12 protein-coding genes and 1 other annotated feature are annotated in these 16223 nt (G+C 52.4%); of the genes, 1 reads left to right on the top strand and 11 read right to left on the bottom strand.

The features are described from left to right. Nucleotides 1-30: 30 nt before the first annotated feature. The 7 genes from thrS to C6362_RS08510 all read right to left on the bottom strand — a co-directional run bounded on the left by thrS (nt 31) and on the right by C6362_RS08510 (nt 10879). On the bottom strand, nt 31-1938 hold the full coding sequence (gene thrS / locus C6362_RS08540) for a threonine--tRNA ligase (RefSeq protein WP_106699296.1): 1908 nt from the start codon (nt 1936-1938) through the stop codon (nt 31-33). A 37-nt stretch (nt 1939-1975) separates the two neighbouring features. Continuing rightward, nucleotides 1976-2194: a binding site (T-box leader), on the bottom strand. Between the two features lie 221 nt (nt 2195-2415). Further along, complete coding sequence (locus C6362_RS08535) at nt 2416-3432, bottom strand: electron transfer flavoprotein subunit alpha/FixB family protein (protein ID WP_014017062.1); 1017 nt, start codon at nt 3430-3432, stop codon at nt 2416-2418. 20 nt (nt 3433-3452) lie between these two features. Next, on the bottom strand, nt 3453-4265 hold the full coding sequence (locus tag C6362_RS08530) for an electron transfer flavoprotein subunit beta/FixA family protein (RefSeq protein WP_014017063.1): 813 nt from the start codon (nt 4263-4265) through the stop codon (nt 3453-3455). Nucleotides 4266-4338: 73 nt separating this feature from the next. Next, nucleotides 4339-5490 carry an acyl-CoA dehydrogenase gene (locus C6362_RS08525; RefSeq protein WP_014017064.1) on the bottom strand — a complete coding sequence of 384 codons (1152 nt, stop codon included), beginning with the start codon at nt 5488-5490 and terminating at the stop codon, nt 4339-4341. Nucleotides 5491-5839: 349 nt separating this feature from the next. Further along, complete coding sequence (locus tag C6362_RS08520) at nt 5840-6454, bottom strand: NUDIX hydrolase (RefSeq protein WP_014017065.1); 615 nt, start codon at nt 6452-6454, stop codon at nt 5840-5842. A 90-nt stretch (nt 6455-6544) separates the two neighbouring features. After that, the gene (leuS, locus tag C6362_RS08515; RefSeq protein WP_014017066.1) at nt 6545-9025 is read right to left on the bottom strand and encodes a leucine--tRNA ligase; all 2481 of its coding nucleotides are present in this window, start codon (nt 9023-9025) and stop codon (nt 6545-6547) included. A gap of 87 nt (nt 9026-9112) precedes the next feature. Then, nucleotides 9113-10879 (bottom strand): glycosyl hydrolase family 18 protein, encoded by a 1767-nt coding sequence (locus tag C6362_RS08510; RefSeq protein WP_014017067.1) that lies wholly within the window; start codon nt 10877-10879, stop codon nt 9113-9115. Between the two features lie 125 nt (nt 10880-11004). On the opposite strand from C6362_RS08510, the gene lgt reads away from it, so the two are divergent. Beyond that, a complete protein-coding gene (gene lgt, locus C6362_RS08505; protein WP_014017068.1) occupies nt 11005-11793 on the top strand; it encodes a prolipoprotein diacylglyceryl transferase in 789 nt (262 codons plus the stop codon). A gap of 174 nt (nt 11794-11967) precedes the next feature. On the opposite strand, the gene sufU is transcribed toward lgt, so the two are convergent. The 4 genes from sufU to sufB are packed head-to-tail and all read right to left on the bottom strand — an operon-like array spanning nt 11968 to nt 16212. Continuing rightward, nucleotides 11968-12405, bottom strand: a complete 438-nt coding sequence (gene sufU / locus C6362_RS08500; protein ID WP_014017069.1) for a Fe-S cluster assembly sulfur transfer protein SufU — start codon at nt 12403-12405, stop codon at nt 11968-11970. 14 nt (nt 12406-12419) lie between these two features. Next, the gene (locus tag C6362_RS08495; protein WP_014017070.1) at nt 12420-13640 is read right to left on the bottom strand and encodes an aminotransferase class V-fold PLP-dependent enzyme; all 1221 of its coding nucleotides are present in this window, start codon (nt 13638-13640) and stop codon (nt 12420-12422) included. Further along, nucleotides 13603-14739: a SufB/SufD family protein gene (locus C6362_RS08490; protein ID WP_014017071.1), complete on the bottom strand. Its 1137-nt coding sequence runs from the start codon at nt 14737-14739 to the stop codon at nt 13603-13605. Before C6362_RS08490 ends, C6362_RS08495 begins: the two co-directional genes overlap by 38 nt. Nucleotides 14740-14754: 15 nt before the next feature. Beyond that, a complete protein-coding gene (gene sufB / locus C6362_RS08485; RefSeq protein WP_014017072.1) occupies nt 14755-16212 on the bottom strand; it encodes a Fe-S cluster assembly protein SufB in 1458 nt (485 codons plus the stop codon). Between the last annotated feature and the right edge of the window lie 11 nt (nt 16213-16223).

The following is a 16223-nucleotide window of genomic DNA, read 5'->3' as shown; positions in this document are numbered from 1 at the left end:
CGTGAAACGACCCACGATGAACGATTTTAATTAGCCTTTTCTCGTTTTGTTCAGTTCGAGGATGTGGGCTACGACTTCGTCGATGGGTTTGTCGCCCAAGTCGCCTTTGCTGCGGTCACGCAGGCCGAAGCTGCCGTTTTCCATTTCCTTGTCGCCGACGACGGCCATGTACGGAACTTTTTCCATCTGGGCCTTGCGGATCTTGTAGCCGAGTTTTTCGCTGCTTTCGTCGACTTCGACGCGGATGCCCTGGGCTTCCAGTTTCTTGGCAACATCCTGGCAGTAAGCGAGGTGTTTTTCCGAAATCGGCAGGATCTTAATCTGGACCGGTGCAAGCCAGGTCGGGAAAGCGCCGGCATAGTTTTCCGTAAGGATACCGATGAAGCGTTCGATCGAACCGTAAACGACGCGGTGAATCATGACTGGACGATGTTTCTGACCGTCTTCACCGGTATAGGTGAGGTTGAATTTTTCCGGCAGGAGCATATCGAGCTGGATAGTACCGCACTGCCAGGTACGGCCGATGGAGTCTTTCAGGTGGAAGTCGATCTTCGGGCCGTAGAAAGCGCCGTCGCCTTCGTTGACGGAATAATCGAGGCCGAAGTCGTCCATGGCTTTGCGCAGGGCGTTGGTCGTCATTTCCCAGGTAGCGTCGTCACCCATGGAGTTGTCCGGACGGGTCGAGAGTTCAGCGTGATACGTGAGGCCGAAGGTAGCATAGACTTCGTCGAAGAGGCGGATTGTTTCCTGGATGACGTCTTCAATCTGGTTCGGCATCATGAAGATGTGCGCATCGTCCTGGGTGAAGCAGCGGACGCGGAAGAGGCCGTGCAGGGCGCCGGAAAGTTCATGACGGTGAACGAGGCCCAATTCGCCGACGCGGAGCGGCAGTTCCTTATAGGAGTGTGGTTCGTTGGCGTAGACGAGCATGCCGCCCGGGCAGTTCATCGGTTTGATAGCGTAGTCTTCGCCGTCGATTTTGGTGAAGTACATGTTTTCTTTATAATGATCCCAGTGGCCGGAAGTTTCCCAGAGCTGACGGTTCATGATCATCGGCGTCATGACTTCCTGATAGCCATAGCGGCGATGGACTTCACGCCAGTAGTCGATGAGCAGGTTGCGGACAATCATGCCCTTGGGCAGGAAGAACGGGAAGCCCGGGCCGTAATCGCTGAGCATGAAGAGGCCGAGCTGTTTGCCCAGTTTACGGTGGTCGCGCTTTTCTGCTTCTTCCATCATGTGCAGGTATTCGTCGAGTTCGGATTTCTTTTCAAAAGCGGTCCCATAAATACGCTGAAGCATCTTGTTGTGTTCATCGCCGCGCCAGTAAGCACCGGCAACAGTGCGCAGCTTAAAGGCCTTGACAGCACCGGTCGAAGCACAGTGCGGACCGGCACAGAGGTCGACGAAGTCGCCCTGGCGGTAGAGGGAGATGACAGCATCTTCCGGAAGGTCTTCAATGAGTTCTACTTTATAATCCTGACCGGCGTCTTTGAAGAGCTTCAAAGCATCGGCGCGGGACAAGACTTCTTTAGTGATAGGGAGGTTTTCTTTGACGATCTTGGCCATTTCAGCTTCGATAGCGGCGAAGTCTTCCTGTGTGAAACGGTGTTCTGTATCGAGGTCGTAGTAGAAACCGTTTTCAATGGACGGGCCAATAGCAAATTTAACACCCGGGAAGAGGTGCTGGATAGCCTGAGCCATGACATGAGATGCTGTATGGCGGAGGGTATCTTTCCCTTCCTGGTCGGCGAAGGTGAGAAATTCAACGGTCGAACCGTCGACGATAGTTTCACGGAGGTCCGTGACTTCACCATTGACTTTTGCTACTAATACTTTCTTTGCAAGACTATTGCTGAGCTGTTTGACAGCTTCGGCAAGAGAGATGCCATCGGGAAACTGTTTTTTGCTTCCGTCTTTTAATACTAATTCTGCCATTACAAACATCCTCCTTAATAAAAAAAAGCTCTCGTCCTCAAGGGACGAGAGCTTAACTCACGTGGTTCCACCCTAGTTCACCAGAAAAAAATTCCGATGTACTCAAGCGCGATAACGGGGCGGCCGGAATCCCCTACTCAGTTCGGAGATTCAGCTCCAAGGCGGTAACTCGCTAGGCTTCATAAGGCACTCACACCACTGTGCCTCTCTCTGGAATAAAGGGACTATCGAGTCATATCCTTTTCAAAGCTTCTTACATATCTCTATGTATGCGTAAATTATACGGCACGAGATGAGGCTTGTCAAGGGTGTGGTGTGCAAAGGTTTCGGATATCATACAAATATTCGTCTGGCAATCGTTTGTCGTGGGTCGTTTGCCGTGGTTCGAAGAATATTCGCCAAACGGCAAACGCCAAACGAACCACAAAAAGGCTACTGCAAATGCAGTAGCCTTTTTATTATGCACGGTTAGATAACTTATGCAATGCCTTTCTGTTTCTTGATGGCTTCCGTGAGGAGCGGGAGAACTTTGAAGACATCGCCTACGATACCATAGTCGCAGACTTTGAAGATCGGAGCATCTTCGTCTTTGTTGATAGCAATGATGCAGTCAGAACCAGTCATGCCTGCCAAGTGCTGGATAGCACCGGAAATAGCGCATGCAATGTAGATCTTCGGACCAACTGTTTTACCAGTCTGGCCAACCTGATGGAGAGCATCGATCCAGCCAGCGTCAACAGCTGCACGGGATGCACCAACAGCGCCGCCGAGGACGTCTGCACATTCTTTGAGGATACCGGTCTTGAACGGTTCTTCACTGTTCATGCCACGGCCGCCAGCAACGATAACGTCAGCGTCTTCGATTTTAACGCCTTCGCCGCCCAATTTGATGAGTTCGACGAATTTGGTCATGAAGTCAGCATCGGAGAGGTTAGCTTTCTTTTCGATAACTTCGCCAGTTGCAGAAGGATCTGCTTCCGGTTTTTTGAAGACATGCGGACGGACAGTACCCATCTGCGGACGGTTGTCCGGGCAGATGATTTCAGCCATGATGTTGCCGCCGAGAGCCGGACGGGTCCATACGATGGTCTTTTTGTCGTCGTCAACGCCGAGCTGCGTGCAGTCAGCGGTGAGGCCAGTCTTCAAGGAGTTAGCGACACGCGGGCCGAGGTCACGGCCGATGTTGGTAGCGCCAACGAGGAATACGTTCGGTTTTTCTTCATGGAAGAAATCGCAAATAACTTTTGCATAAGCCGTCGTATTGTAATGTTCGAGCTGAGGATCATCATAAACGTATACTTTATGAGCACCGTGAGCGATAAGTTCCTGAGCCAACGGTTTTACGTCTTTACCAATGAGGATTGCACCGACTTCGTCGCCGATGGTGTCAGCCAAGATGCGAGCCTGGCCCAACAATTCGAAAGATACATCACGTAATTTGCCTTCGAACTGTTCAGCAATTACATAAATGCCTTTATATTCTGCTAAATCCATTTTCACTGTTCCTCCTTAGATTAAATGATTTTCTGGGCAACCAGTTTTTCCATGACCTGGTCGACGATTGCCTGTTCGTTGTCATCTTCAACTTTGAGAACGAGACCACCGGATCTCTGAGGCGGTGTGAAAATCTTACGGACTTTAGTCGGAGAGCCAGACAAACCGATCTGAGCGTCGTCAGCTGCAACAGCAGCAGCGTCCAAGTTCGGGATTTCGCGGCGTTTTGCTTTCATCGTGCCACGAATGGTCGGGAAACGCGGTTCGTTCAAGTCTTTAACAGCCGTGATCAAAACAGGGAACTGAGCTTCCGTTACGATGTAGCCTTCTTCGTTTTCCTGCTGAACAGTAACTTTGTCGCCTTCGACTTTGATGTCGCGGGCATACGTAATCTGAGGAATACCGAGTTCGCAAGCGATCTGCGGGCCAACCTGTGCGGTATCGCCGTCAATAGCCTGTTTGCCGCAGAGGATGATATCGAACTGTTCGATACCTTTGTCAGCAGCCAATTTTTTGATAGCCTGTGCCAAAGCATAGCCCGTAGCTAACGTATCGGAACCACCGAGTTTGCGGTCGGACAGAAGATAAGCATCGTCAGCGCCCATTGCGAGGCCTTCACGAAGAACGTCTTTTGCCTGATCAGGACCCATCGAGAGAAGTGTGATTTTTACGTCTTTGTCAGCATCTTTCAATGCGAGAGCTGCTTCCAAAGCGTTCTGGTCGAAGGGGTTAAAAATGTTAGGAACACCAGCGCGGATGACCGTATGTTTTACGGGGTCAATCTTAACTTCTGCAGTGTCCGGAACCTGTTTGACACATACCAATATTTCCATTTACGTTTGCCTCCTAAAATCTTTTTTTATGTAACGGGCCCAGCAAAGGGCCAGGCCCGAGCATAAACTTCAATTATCTTAACAGAGCACCGCCTGTAACCATGAGCTGAACTTCGTTCGTGCCTTCGTAGATCTGAGTAATCTTAGCATCGCGCATGTGACGAGCAACCGGATATTCTTCGCTGTAGCCATAGCCGCCGAAGATCTGGACAGCTTCGGTCGTTACGCGCATAGCGACGTCGGAAGCAACGCGTTTTGCGATAGCAGCGTCAACGGTGAAGGGTTTGCCTTCCTGTTTCTTGCAAGCAGCTTTGTAAACGAGGTTACGAGCAGCTTCGATCTGCATCTTCATGTCAGCCAGTTTGAAGGAAATGGACTGGAATTTGCAGAGCGGTTTGCCGAACTGTACACGCTGTTTGGAGTATTCAACAGCATCTGCCAAAGCAGCTTCTGCAATGCCGAGAGCCTGAGCAGCAACGCCGATACGGCCGCCGTCCAAGGTCATCATAGCAATCTTGAAGCCTTTGCCTTCTTCGCCGAGCATGTTTTCAGCCGGAACTTTGACGTCCTGGAATACGAGTTCCATGGTCTGCGAAGTATGGATGCCCATCTTGTCTTCTTTCTTGCCGTAAGTAAAGCCCGGAGTACCGTCTTCGAGGATGAAGGCTGTAATGCCGTGGTTGCCTTTGCTCTTATCGGTCATAGCGAAGACAATGTAGATGTCAGCAGCGCCGCCGTTGGTGATGAAGATCTTGGAGCCGTTCAACGTGTAAGTGCCGTCATCGTTCTTCGTAGCAATGGTCTGCTGGCCGGAAGCATCAGTACCTGCGTTCGGTTCGGTCAAGCCGAAAGCGCCGAGTTTAGTGCCTTCAACCAAAGGAACGAGGAATTTTTCTTTCTGAGCTTCTGTACCGAACTGCCAAATCGGGTTAGCGCAAAGGGAAACCGTTGCCGACAAGGTGATAGCAACACCAGCGTCGTATTTAGCCAATTCTTCAACAGCGAGGATGTAGCTCAAAACGTCGCCGCCGTCATCGCCGGAACCGCCGTATTTTTCTTCGAAGTAAGCGCCGGTAATACCGAGGCTGAGCAATTCGTCGATGAGTTCTTTGTCATAAATACCTTTGTGGTCGCGTTCCGTAACGGTCGGTGCTAATTTCTTTTCGCCGAAATCATGAGCGAGTTTTAAGAAGTCCTGTTGAATATCTGTTAAGTTAAAATCCATGATGTTTCCACTCTCCTTAGTGTATAGTTAGTTTAGTAAAGCCATAAGATAAAAACCTGAACACTGAGGCGATACATTTCCAGGCAGGAAATCCTGTTTGGATATATATTCACACCGCCTCACTGCTTACAAGTGCATTGTACAACTTTTCACATGTTAAATCAATAGCAAAAAGCCTATAAACCACAATATCACTATTCCATTTTCTCATCCTAAAACTTTAACAAGACTTTTTTGTACTAATAGAGGTAAAAAGATTAAAATCTTCTTGACACGGTACGCCTTGTTTTTCCAATATACGCTATTGTACGTATACCTAACTATACTGGTTACAAATATTAAGGAAAGCTTACTGTTGTATTATAGCACGGATACCCCGGAAGTTGTCAAGGATATGTGCTGTAATTCCCCAAATTTTATAATTTTCATACGTATAAATCTTTACGTTATAAGTACGGCGCGGTTTCCAGCCCTTCTGGGATGACAGGGCCAGACCTTTCGGAAAGCCCGGTGCCGGCCGGGTGGCCAGTTCGATGCGGCCGATTTCCGGGTCATGCTCGTCGAACCAGGCTAAGGGAACGGTAAAAGTATGGTCCACTTCCCCCTGGCTGAGGACAAACCGGTCCGTATCCATATAAGCGGCAAAGGGCCATACCGTGACGCCTACAGGCGATTCCATGTAATCCAAAGGGCCCCAGACGTGGATATGAGACGGATCGACGCCGAGTTCTTCATTCGTCTCCCTGAGGGCTGCTGCCAGGGCGCTGTCGTCGCCATCGTCGATACGGCCGCCGGGGAAACAGACGTCGCCAGGCTGCCAGCCCAGCTTGCTGCTGCGCACTTCGAACACGACCTGTTCTTGCCCGTCTTTGTAAATAATCGGTACTAAGACGGCACAAGCCCGCGTATTCATGCAGGTATTCTGGCGGACAACGCGGTCCGGCCAGGGCTTAAAAGCGTTCATAGACGACTCCCTTCTAATAAAAAGACTAAGTTCAAAGAAGTACAAAGTAAAAGAGGCTGTCTTCACGCGACAGCCTCTTTTGAATTTTAACTATTTTATGACGATGTTGATGATTTTCTTCGGTACGACGATGAATTTAACCACTTTCTTATCGCCAATAAATTCCTTGATATGCGGTAAGGCCAGGACTTGTTCCTGCAAAGCGTCCTTATCGATATCGACGGCGACGGTCAGGCGGTCGCGGACCTTGCCATTGATCTGGACAGGCAGTTCGATTTCGTCGACGACGAGAGCCGATTTGTCGACTTCCGGCCAATCCTGGGCATGGACGCTGCCTTCAAAACCGCAGAGCTGCCAGAGTTCTTCCGTAATATGCGGCGTGAACGGTGCCAGAATTTTGAGCAGGTTCTTGTTGGCTTCCAGGGCAACGGCCTTATGGATGGTCTTGTTAGCGCCGACATAGGCATGCATGGCATTGACGTATTCCATGATCGAGCTGACAGCCGTGTTGAGGCCGTAGTTGCCATCGGTACCGCGGATATCTTCGGTGACCTTGGCCAGGGCCTTAAATTCCTGGAAACGCAGTTCTTTTTCAGCTTCTGTGTAATCCGTCCCATCCTGACCGGCTTTAGCCAGATCCTGGAACTGGTGGACAATGCGCCATACGCGATTCAGGAAGCGGTACGAACCTTCGACGCCCTGGTCGGACCAAGCCAGGTCGCGTTCAGGCGGAGCGGCGAAGAGGATGAACAGGCGGGCCGTGTCGGCACCGTATTTAGCGATGATTTCTTCCGGCGAGACAATGTTGCCTTTGGATTTACTCATCTTGCTGCCGTCGAGGAGGACCATGCCCTGTGTCAGGAGGCGTTCGAAAGGTTCGACGTTGTCAACGAGGCCGGCATCATAGAAGACTTTCATGAAGAAACGGGAATACATGAGATGCAGGATAGCGTGTTCGATGCCGCCGATATACTGGTCGACGTTCATCCAGTGGTTGGCTTTCTCAGGATCCCAGGCTTTTTCATCATTGCGGGCATCGGTGTAGCGGAGATAGTACCACGACGAGCAGACAAAGGTATCGATGGTATCCGTTTCACGCGTAGCCGGGCCGCCGCACTTCGGGCACGTGCAGTGGACGAAGTGTTCACTCGTAGCCAGCGGCGATACGGCACCGGCTGTGAATTTGACGTCTTCCGGCAGCTTGACCGGCAGCTGGTCTTCCGGTACGAGCTGTTCGCCGCATTTCGGGCAGTAGATGATAGGAATCGGAGCGCCCCAATAGCGCTGACGGGAAATGAGCCAGTCGCGCAGACGATAGTTGACGCGGCGTTTTCCTAAGCCCTTTTCTTCCATGTAGTCGATGATGGCTTTCATGGCCTTATGCATTTCCATACCCGTGAAAGGACCGGCATTGACCAGGACGCCGTCTTTGTCTTCATAGGCATGGTCCATTTCTTCCAGCTTCAGTTCGTGGTCTTTCGGCTGCAAGGTAATGATTTTAGGGATATTGTATTTCGTAGCGAACATCCAGTCACGCTGGTCACCGGTCGGTACGCCCATGACGGCGCCAGTCCCATAATCGTAGAGGACGTAGTTGGTGATCCAGATCTGGACACTCTTGCCCGTGAGCGGATGGACGCAGTCGATACCGGTATACATGCCGACTTTTTCCGATTCTGTGCTCGTCCGTTCGATATCGCTGGTATTGCGTACTTTTTCGCAGAAAGCTTCCAGTTCGGCCTTCTTGGGATTGTTTTCCAAAAGCTTGTGGACCAAGGGATGTTCCGGCGGCAGGACGACGAAAGTGACCCCATAGATCGTGTCCGGACGCGTCGTGTAGACGGCGACTTTTTCCTTCAGACTGGGGATATCGAAACTGAATTCCAAGCCTTCACTGCGGCCGATCCAGTTCTTCTGCATGGTCTTGACGCGTTCCGGCCACCCCGGCAGGAGCTTCAAGTCTTCCAGCAGGCGGTCGGCATAATCGGTGATCTTGAAGAACCACTGTTTCAGGTCCTTTTTGACGACCGGCGTGTCGCAGCGCCAGCATTTACCTTCGATGACCTGTTCGTTGGCCAGGACGGTGTTGCATTTTTCGCACCAGTTAACTTTCGCTTCTTTGCGGTAAGCCAGACCCCGTTTGTAGAGCAGTTCAAAGATCCACTGCGTCCATTTATAGTATTTTTCATGGCACGTAGCGACTTCGCGGTCCCAGTCATAAGACAGGCCCAGCGCCTTCTGCTGGCGCGTCATGTTGGCGATGTTGCTGTATGTCCATTCTGCGGGCGGGATATTGTGCTTGATAGCTGCGTTTTCTGCAGGCATACCGAAAGCATCATAGCCCATAGGATGCAAGACGTTATAACCGTTCATGCGGCGATAACGGGCAATGACGTCACCAATCGTGTAATTGCGGACATGTCCCATGTGCAGATTCCCAGACGGATACGGGAACATTTCCAATACGTAATACGGCGGCTTGCCGTTGTCTTCGCTGCAGCAGTCGCATTTACTTTCTTCCCATACGTGCTGCCATTTCTTTTCTATTTCCTGTGGAATATACTTTTCCAATTGTGAGAGCCTCCTATCCTGCCCCAGTCAAAATACAGACAGTCTGTATTACAGCGTCTTGAGTATTATTATAGTGGCAGGGCGGCGTCAAGTCAATTCATGTTTTGCAAAACGCTGCCAAAAATGTAACGGTTCAAAGCCCTTGCGCCAGAAAGCGGCACCGCCCAAGCCATATGCCTGGACCAGTCCGGCCTTAGCTTTCAAGGATTTTTCATCTTCGAACCAGATCTTGACGGTCCCCGTCGTCAGGGGTAGTTCCAGGTAATAGAGCTGCAGATCGTCATTCCAGACGACATAATCTTTATAAGCCTTGAGGATATCTTCGCTGTCGGCCATGGTCAGGGTGCGGACAAAGAGCTTGCTCTTGCCGCTTCCCTTATGGGCCGAAGACGTCGATGGTGTCGTCGTCAGCTTTTTGGGCGCTGTCTTGATATGGCGCGGCAGGACGCGGCGCTTATACGTTTCCCCGTCAAGTTCGACCGGCATGATGACCGGCTGTTTGGCCCGGCGGGCATTTTCCTGTTCTGCCGTCACGACCTGGACCAACATCGGCAAAGCGGGCGTTTCGGCTGCTTCGGTCTTTGCCTCGCCGTATTTCACACCTTTCATCGGCGGTGCGCCGACGACAGCCGGCCAGTCGCGGATATCTTTCGGTAAGTCGCGGCCATCGCTGGATTCATACCACAAGCGCATGTACAGGGGCATGCCCAGGAGGACTTTCGAAGGCGGTACGAGATCGATCGTATTCTGCACAGCCCGTTCGACCCAGGGATAGGAAGCGACAGGGCCGGCTTTGGCGCTGCTCCGGCCGAACTGGTCATAGGCCATGACCATGAGGTAGTCGAGATGCGGGGCCAGGGCCGCCCGGTCATAGACGAGGGACCAGTTGGGACTGTCCGAAAGAGGCGTGACATCCATGGAAAGCTTGATGCCGTAGGCATGGCAGGCCTGGGAAATCTTGGCTACAAAAGCCGTCAAAGCGTCTTTATCGCTGTAATTGATGTTTTCAAAATCGATGTTATATCCTTTGAAATCATATAATAAAGCGTAGCCGACGAGCTGGCGGACCATGGTATCCTGGAGGCGGCTGTTGCTCAGGATCTGATGGGTCAGTTTGGGGTTGAAATTATTGTCGAGCAAAGGCCACATGGCGTATCCCTTGCTGGTATACGTCGAAGCCAGCATATCGAAGTCGGGATTGCGCAGTTCGATGCCGCTTTCAGTCAGACGGAAAGCGCAGGGAGACATGACAGGCTGGTGTGTCTGTAAGGACGGCAGGTTGGCGTCTTCCTTCATGACAGGGTCCCAGAAGAGGACCGTCCCCATCTTCCCTTCTTTCACTGCTGCCGGGGCCGCATCCTGCACCTCGCGGAGTTCCGGTACCGTATGGACGGGCTGGGACGGCGGCAGGAGTTCGTTCTTTTCTGTCGTCCCGTTGCCCAGGACATAGCTGATGCCCAGTGGACGGCGGACATGGCGGATATTGATGGTCCGGCCGCCGCTGACAGCCCGTCCCGGCAAGGTCAGCTGTACATTTTCATTCTGCCAGGCCGTCGAACCGTTCCGGGCCTTCGGCAGGCGGAACCAGTACGTCCCCTTGGCATGGTCGGCTTCGCGGATGCCGTATTGTTCCAGCGCTTTATCCGAGACGAGCCAGCGGCCCTGGTCTTCGACGATTTCTAAATCTTTGATGGCTTCATTGGGAATCGGATTGGACACGACAGGCACGCTGAAAGCCGGGTCCGAGGCCTTGGCACTGTCGGTGACCGGGCCATTGGCCAAGGAAACAGCGCTCAGGGACAGACAGATCAAGGCGGCCAGGCAGGACGTCCGCATAACATGGTTGTATTTCATCGTCATTTGCTCCTCATGAGGATTGGAAAAAACTCTTCAATCCTGTATAATTCTATGGTAACCGTGAACCTATTCAGGTTCTGTTCACATTGTTTCATTATACCACAACAAAGGGGTGTTTTATATTGCATCAATATCTATTTTTTATCGGTTCTTTCCCGATCCGGGCTTACGGGCTGTTGTTCATGCTGGGCATCGTCTCTGCCGGTATCACGGCTTACTATATCATGAAGCACGACGGCCGGGGCTGGCACGTCCACATCTTTGATTTCACCATGTACTGCGGCCTGTCAGGCATCGTCGGCGGCCGGCTGTGGGACGTCTTCTTCTTCGACTGGCCGTACTACCACAACCACCTGGCAGAAATCCCCTACGTCTGGCAGGGCGGCATGGCCATCCAGGGTGGCCTGCTCTTCGGCGCCATCGCCGGCATCGTGTATACCAAATACCATCACATCGACACCTGGGCCTTTGCCGACCTCCTGGCACCGGCTATCATCCTGGGCCAGTCCATCGGCCGCATGGCCAATCTCATGAACGGCGACGCCTTCGGCCATCCTACAGGCGGTGACTTCGGCATCGTCTATCCCGACACGACGCTGGCTTATCACACCTACGGCAGTCAGCCCTTGTGGCCGGCCGAAATCTGGGAAGGCCAGGCCGACGTATTAGTCTTCGTCGCCCTCCTCCTGTACAGCTGCTTCCCCCACAAGAAGGGCCAGGTCTTCTGCCTGTATGTCATGCTCTACGCCGTCGAACGGTTCTTCCTGGAATTTCTCCGCGGCGACTACGTCAACCTGACATTAGGCTTGAAATCGGCTCAGATGACTAGCGTCATCGCCTTTGTCATCGCTCTGGTCATTTTCATCGTTCTACAGTTCAAGGGGAATGTGGATGAAAAAATCAGTGGCTAGTGGTTCGTGGCTAGTGGCCTGTTGGCTGCATCGTAGGGGCCGTCCTGAAAGGCGGCCCGCCTGAATCTCTGTACACGCAAAAGAGGCTGTTGCATTAAGCAAAAACATGTGCTTAATGCAACAGCCTCTTTTGATTTACGGGATTCCCACAAACGGGACGCTGGCGAGTATCTCCTACTTTTCTTCCCGTTCCAGGGCATCTTTCAGGGTATGCCATGCCAGAACGGCGCATTTTACGCGGGCCGGCATGTTGGAGATGTTCTTCAGAGCGATGGCATCTTCCAGTTCTTCCAACTTGTCATCATCTGTAACTTCCCTTTTGATCATATCCAGGAAGAGGTCGACCAGACGCAGGGCTTCTTTGACGGTCTTGCCCTTGATGAGGTCGATCATGATGTCCGCCGAAGCCTGGCTGATGGCACAGCCGTGGCCGGTATAGGCGGCGTCTTTGATGACGCCGTCCTGGATGTCGGCCTGGAGGGTGATGTCATCACCACAGCTGGGGTTATGGCCGTGTTCGCTGAGGTTGGCATCTTCCAGGGGATGTTTGTTTTCCTGACACTGATTGTGTTCCAAGATGATGTCGGAATACAATTCGTTCATATTTTCCATGACTCTCTATCTCCTTAGTCTTTAAAACCCATCTGCTTGCGGACGAGGGGCAGTTTTTCCAGGAAGTAATCGACTTCTTCCAGGGTATTGTAGATATAGAAGCTGGCACGGTTGGAAGCTTCTACGCCCAAATGAGCACCTAAAGGCTGAGCGCAGTGGTGGCCTGAACGGATGGCGATGCCGAAGCTGTCCAGGATGGTCGCTGCGTCATGAGGATGGACGCCGTCGATGGTGAAGGTGATGACGCCAGTCTTTTCAGCCGGATCCGTGCTGCCGATGATGTGGATATGGGGAATCCTCTTCATCCCTTCCAGGCAGTGGCGGGTCAGTTCTTCTTCATGGGCTTCGATATTGTCCATGCCCAAATCTTCCAGATAGTCGATAGCAGCGTGCAGGGCAACGGCGCCTTCGACGTTCTGGGAACCTGCTTCAAATTTAAAGGGCAGTTCGTTGAACGTCGTCGACTGTTCTTTGACGTATTCAATCATATCGCCGCCGAGGAGGAACGGTTCCATGCCTTCCAAAATGGCTTTCTTGCCGTAGAGGACGCCAGTGCTGGCAGAGCCGCACATCTTGTGGCCGGAGAAAGCGAAGAAGTCGCAGTCCATATCCTGGACGTCGGTCTTCATATGCGGCGTCGACTGCGCGCCGTCGACGATGGCAATGGCACCGACAGCATGGGCTTTGGCGACGATTTCCTTGACCGGGCGTTTCATGCCGAAGACGTTGCTGACGGCGGCAAAGGCGACGATTTTCGTCTTGTCGTCGATCTTGGCCAGGTCTTCTTCGGTGAAGTGGCCTTCTTCGTCGAGGTACATGTAATCGAGTTCAGCCCCGGTCTTCTGGCAGACGCGCTGCCACGTGACCAGGTCGGAATGATGTTCCGAAATGGGAATGACGATCTTATCGCCCTTCTTCAGGCGCGGTTCTGCATAGCTGCGGGCTACGAGGTTCAGCGCTTCTGTCGTATTGCGGACGAAGATGACTTCTTCCGTCGAAGCGGCATTGATGAATTTACGGACTGCTTCGCGGGCTTCGTCGTACAATTCACCAGCTTCGATGCTGAGGACGTGGGCGCCGCGATGGGGATTGCCGTTGTGGTGTTCCAGGAGGTCTACGATGGCGTGGATGACCTGGTACGGTTTCTGCGTCGTCGCAGCATTATCAAAGTAAACGATCTGATGTCCATTATGGACTTTAGTCAAGATGGGGAAATCTTTGCGTACATTTAGCATGACAATCACCTTTCTTGCGGCAGAACTGCATCTTTTCACGGACAGCCTGGAGCGCTCTATTTTCTAAATCTTTATCGCCCAAAGCATCGATGACCGGGCGGATGTTCGATTCGACGATGATCAGCTGGGCACCGCTTTCGTTGAAGCCGCGGCTCATGAGGTAGAAGAGCTTGTCTTTATCGATCTGGCCGGCACTGGAAGCGTGATTCCCGACGACGTCATCTTCTTTGCAGAGGAGGAGCGGTACGGAAATGGAATGGACCTTTGGGCTGAGCAGGATGCACGTATCCGATTCGGAGCCGACAGCCTTCTTGCCGCCGCGGAGGAAGTCGATGGTACCGCGGAAGAATTTCTTCGACGTATCGAGGAGAGCGCCTGTCGTCAGGATATCCGTATTGGTCTTGACGCCCTGCGTCGGAACCCAGTAAGAGAAGTCGACGATCTGGTCGTCATGGCCGAGGTACATGGCCTGGCTATTGAAATTACTTTCATCCTGCATGAGGTCTGTCTTGTAGTAGACAATGGCTGCTTTGCCGCCCAATTCGGCACTGACGTAGTCGATGGTGCTTTCTTTGCCGGCATCGCCATAGCGGTGTTCGACGTGGCGGACGTGTTCGCCGTTGAGCTGGACCTTGCTGATTTTGACGTGAGCGCCTTCGCCGGTCTTGACGAAGGTCAGGAAATTGACGGAACCGTCTTCGGCATCGCCGTCAAATTCCAGATAAACGGTCAAGTCGCTGTGGGCAGCCGCTTCGATTTTGAGCTGTGCCGTGAGCTGAGGCATATCGGCGCTGAGGCTGTATTTGAGATGGACCGACCCTTTCTGGTTTTCGCCGACGCTGACGGCGCAGCCGGAATTGGCCTGGTTCAGTGCTTTTTGAAGTTCTTCCGCATTGGAACCCTGGAAATCATTGAGGCCTACAATCTGGTTGCCTTCATAGAAAGCGACAGCTGCTTCGCCATCGTGACGTTCTTCCGGCGTGTAAGCCGGGAGAGCCTGGGCTTTCAAGGGGTCCAATTCCAAGTGATTGACCTTCATCCAGCGGAAGGTCGGACGCGGGAGTTGGTTGTACTGGATTTTTTCTGTCTTTACTGCCATGATGTTCCTCCTCCCCTATTTCAACGAACCTTTGAGTTCGAGATTGATCAGGTTGTTCATTTCGACGGCATATTCCAGAGGCAGGGCCTTGGATACCGGTTCGACGAAGCCCCGGACGAGCATAGCCCGCGCTTCATCTTCGCTGAGGCCGCGGCTCATGAGGTAGAAGATAGCATCATCGGAAATGCGGCCGATGGAAGCTTCATGGCCGAGGTCGATATTGTCGTTCTTGACGACGATAGCCGGAATCGTATCGGACTGCGATTCTTCGTCGAGCATGAGCGATTCGCAGCTGACGTTGGCTTTGGCACCGTCAGCCGGCGGATTGATGACGACACTGCCGCGATAGATGCAGACGCCGCCGCTCTTGCTGATGGATTTGGAGTTGATGTTGCTCGTCGTATTCGGCGCATTGTGGACGACTTTCGAGCCCGTATCGAGGTACTGGCCCTTGCCGGCAAAGGTGACGCCGGTAAATTCGCAATGAGCGCCTTCGCCCTGGAGGATACTCATGGGATAGAGGCACGACGTGTGGGAGCCGAAGGAACCGGTGACCCAGTTGATAGTGCCGTTCTTGCCGACGATGGCCCGTTTGGTATTGAGGTTGTACATATTCTTGGACCAGTTTTCGATGGTCGAATAGGTCAGGGATGCATCGTCACCGATGAACAATTCAACACAGCCCGCATGAAGGTTGGCGACATTGTATTTCGGCGCCGAACAGCCTTCGATGAAGTGGACCTTGGCTCCCTTTTCGACGATAATCATGGTATGTTCGAACTGGCCTGCACCCGGTGCATTGAGACGGAAATAGCTCTGCAGTGGGATGGAGACGTCGACGCCGGCCGGTACATAGACGAAGGAGCCACCGGACCAGACGGCACCGTGAAGGGCGGCGAACTTGTGATCCGTCGGCGGGACGAGCTTCATGAAGTGGGCCTTGACGATGTCTTCATATTTTTCAAGGGCCGTATCGAAGTCGGTGTAGACGACGCCCTGCTGGACCAGTTCGTCCTGGATGCTGTGATAGACGACTTCCGAGTCGTACTGGGCGCCGACGCCGGCGAGGGATGTCTTTTCGGCTTCCGGGATCCCCAGGCGGTCGAAGGTATCTTTGATGTCATCCGGTACGTCGTTCCAGTCAGCTTTCATCTGAGCGTTCGGGCGGACGTAGGTGACGATGTTATCCATATCGAGTTCGCTGATATCCGGACCCCAATCAGGATAGTCCATATGGTTGAAGATGTCCAGCGATTTGAGGCGGAAATTGAGCATCCATTCCGGTTCGTGTTTCTTTTCGGAAATTTCGCGGACGATATCTTCCGTCAGGCCGGCATCGGTCTTATAGGAATAGGTGAAATCTTTCTTAAAATTATACATATTGCCGAAATCAGCAAAGGTATCGATTTTCTGGCGTTCTTCTGCCAGTTTTTCTTTTTCCTGTTCGACAAGTTTTTCTTTGTTATCAGCCATAGCTGTACCTC

The organism is Megasphaera elsdenii DSM 20460 (assembly GCF_003010495.1).
Classification (GTDB): Bacteria; Bacillota; Negativicutes; order Veillonellales; family Megasphaeraceae; genus Megasphaera; species Megasphaera elsdenii.
The sequence above is the reverse complement of the archived record's forward strand: the minus strand, read 5'-3'. Positions and strand labels throughout refer to the sequence as shown.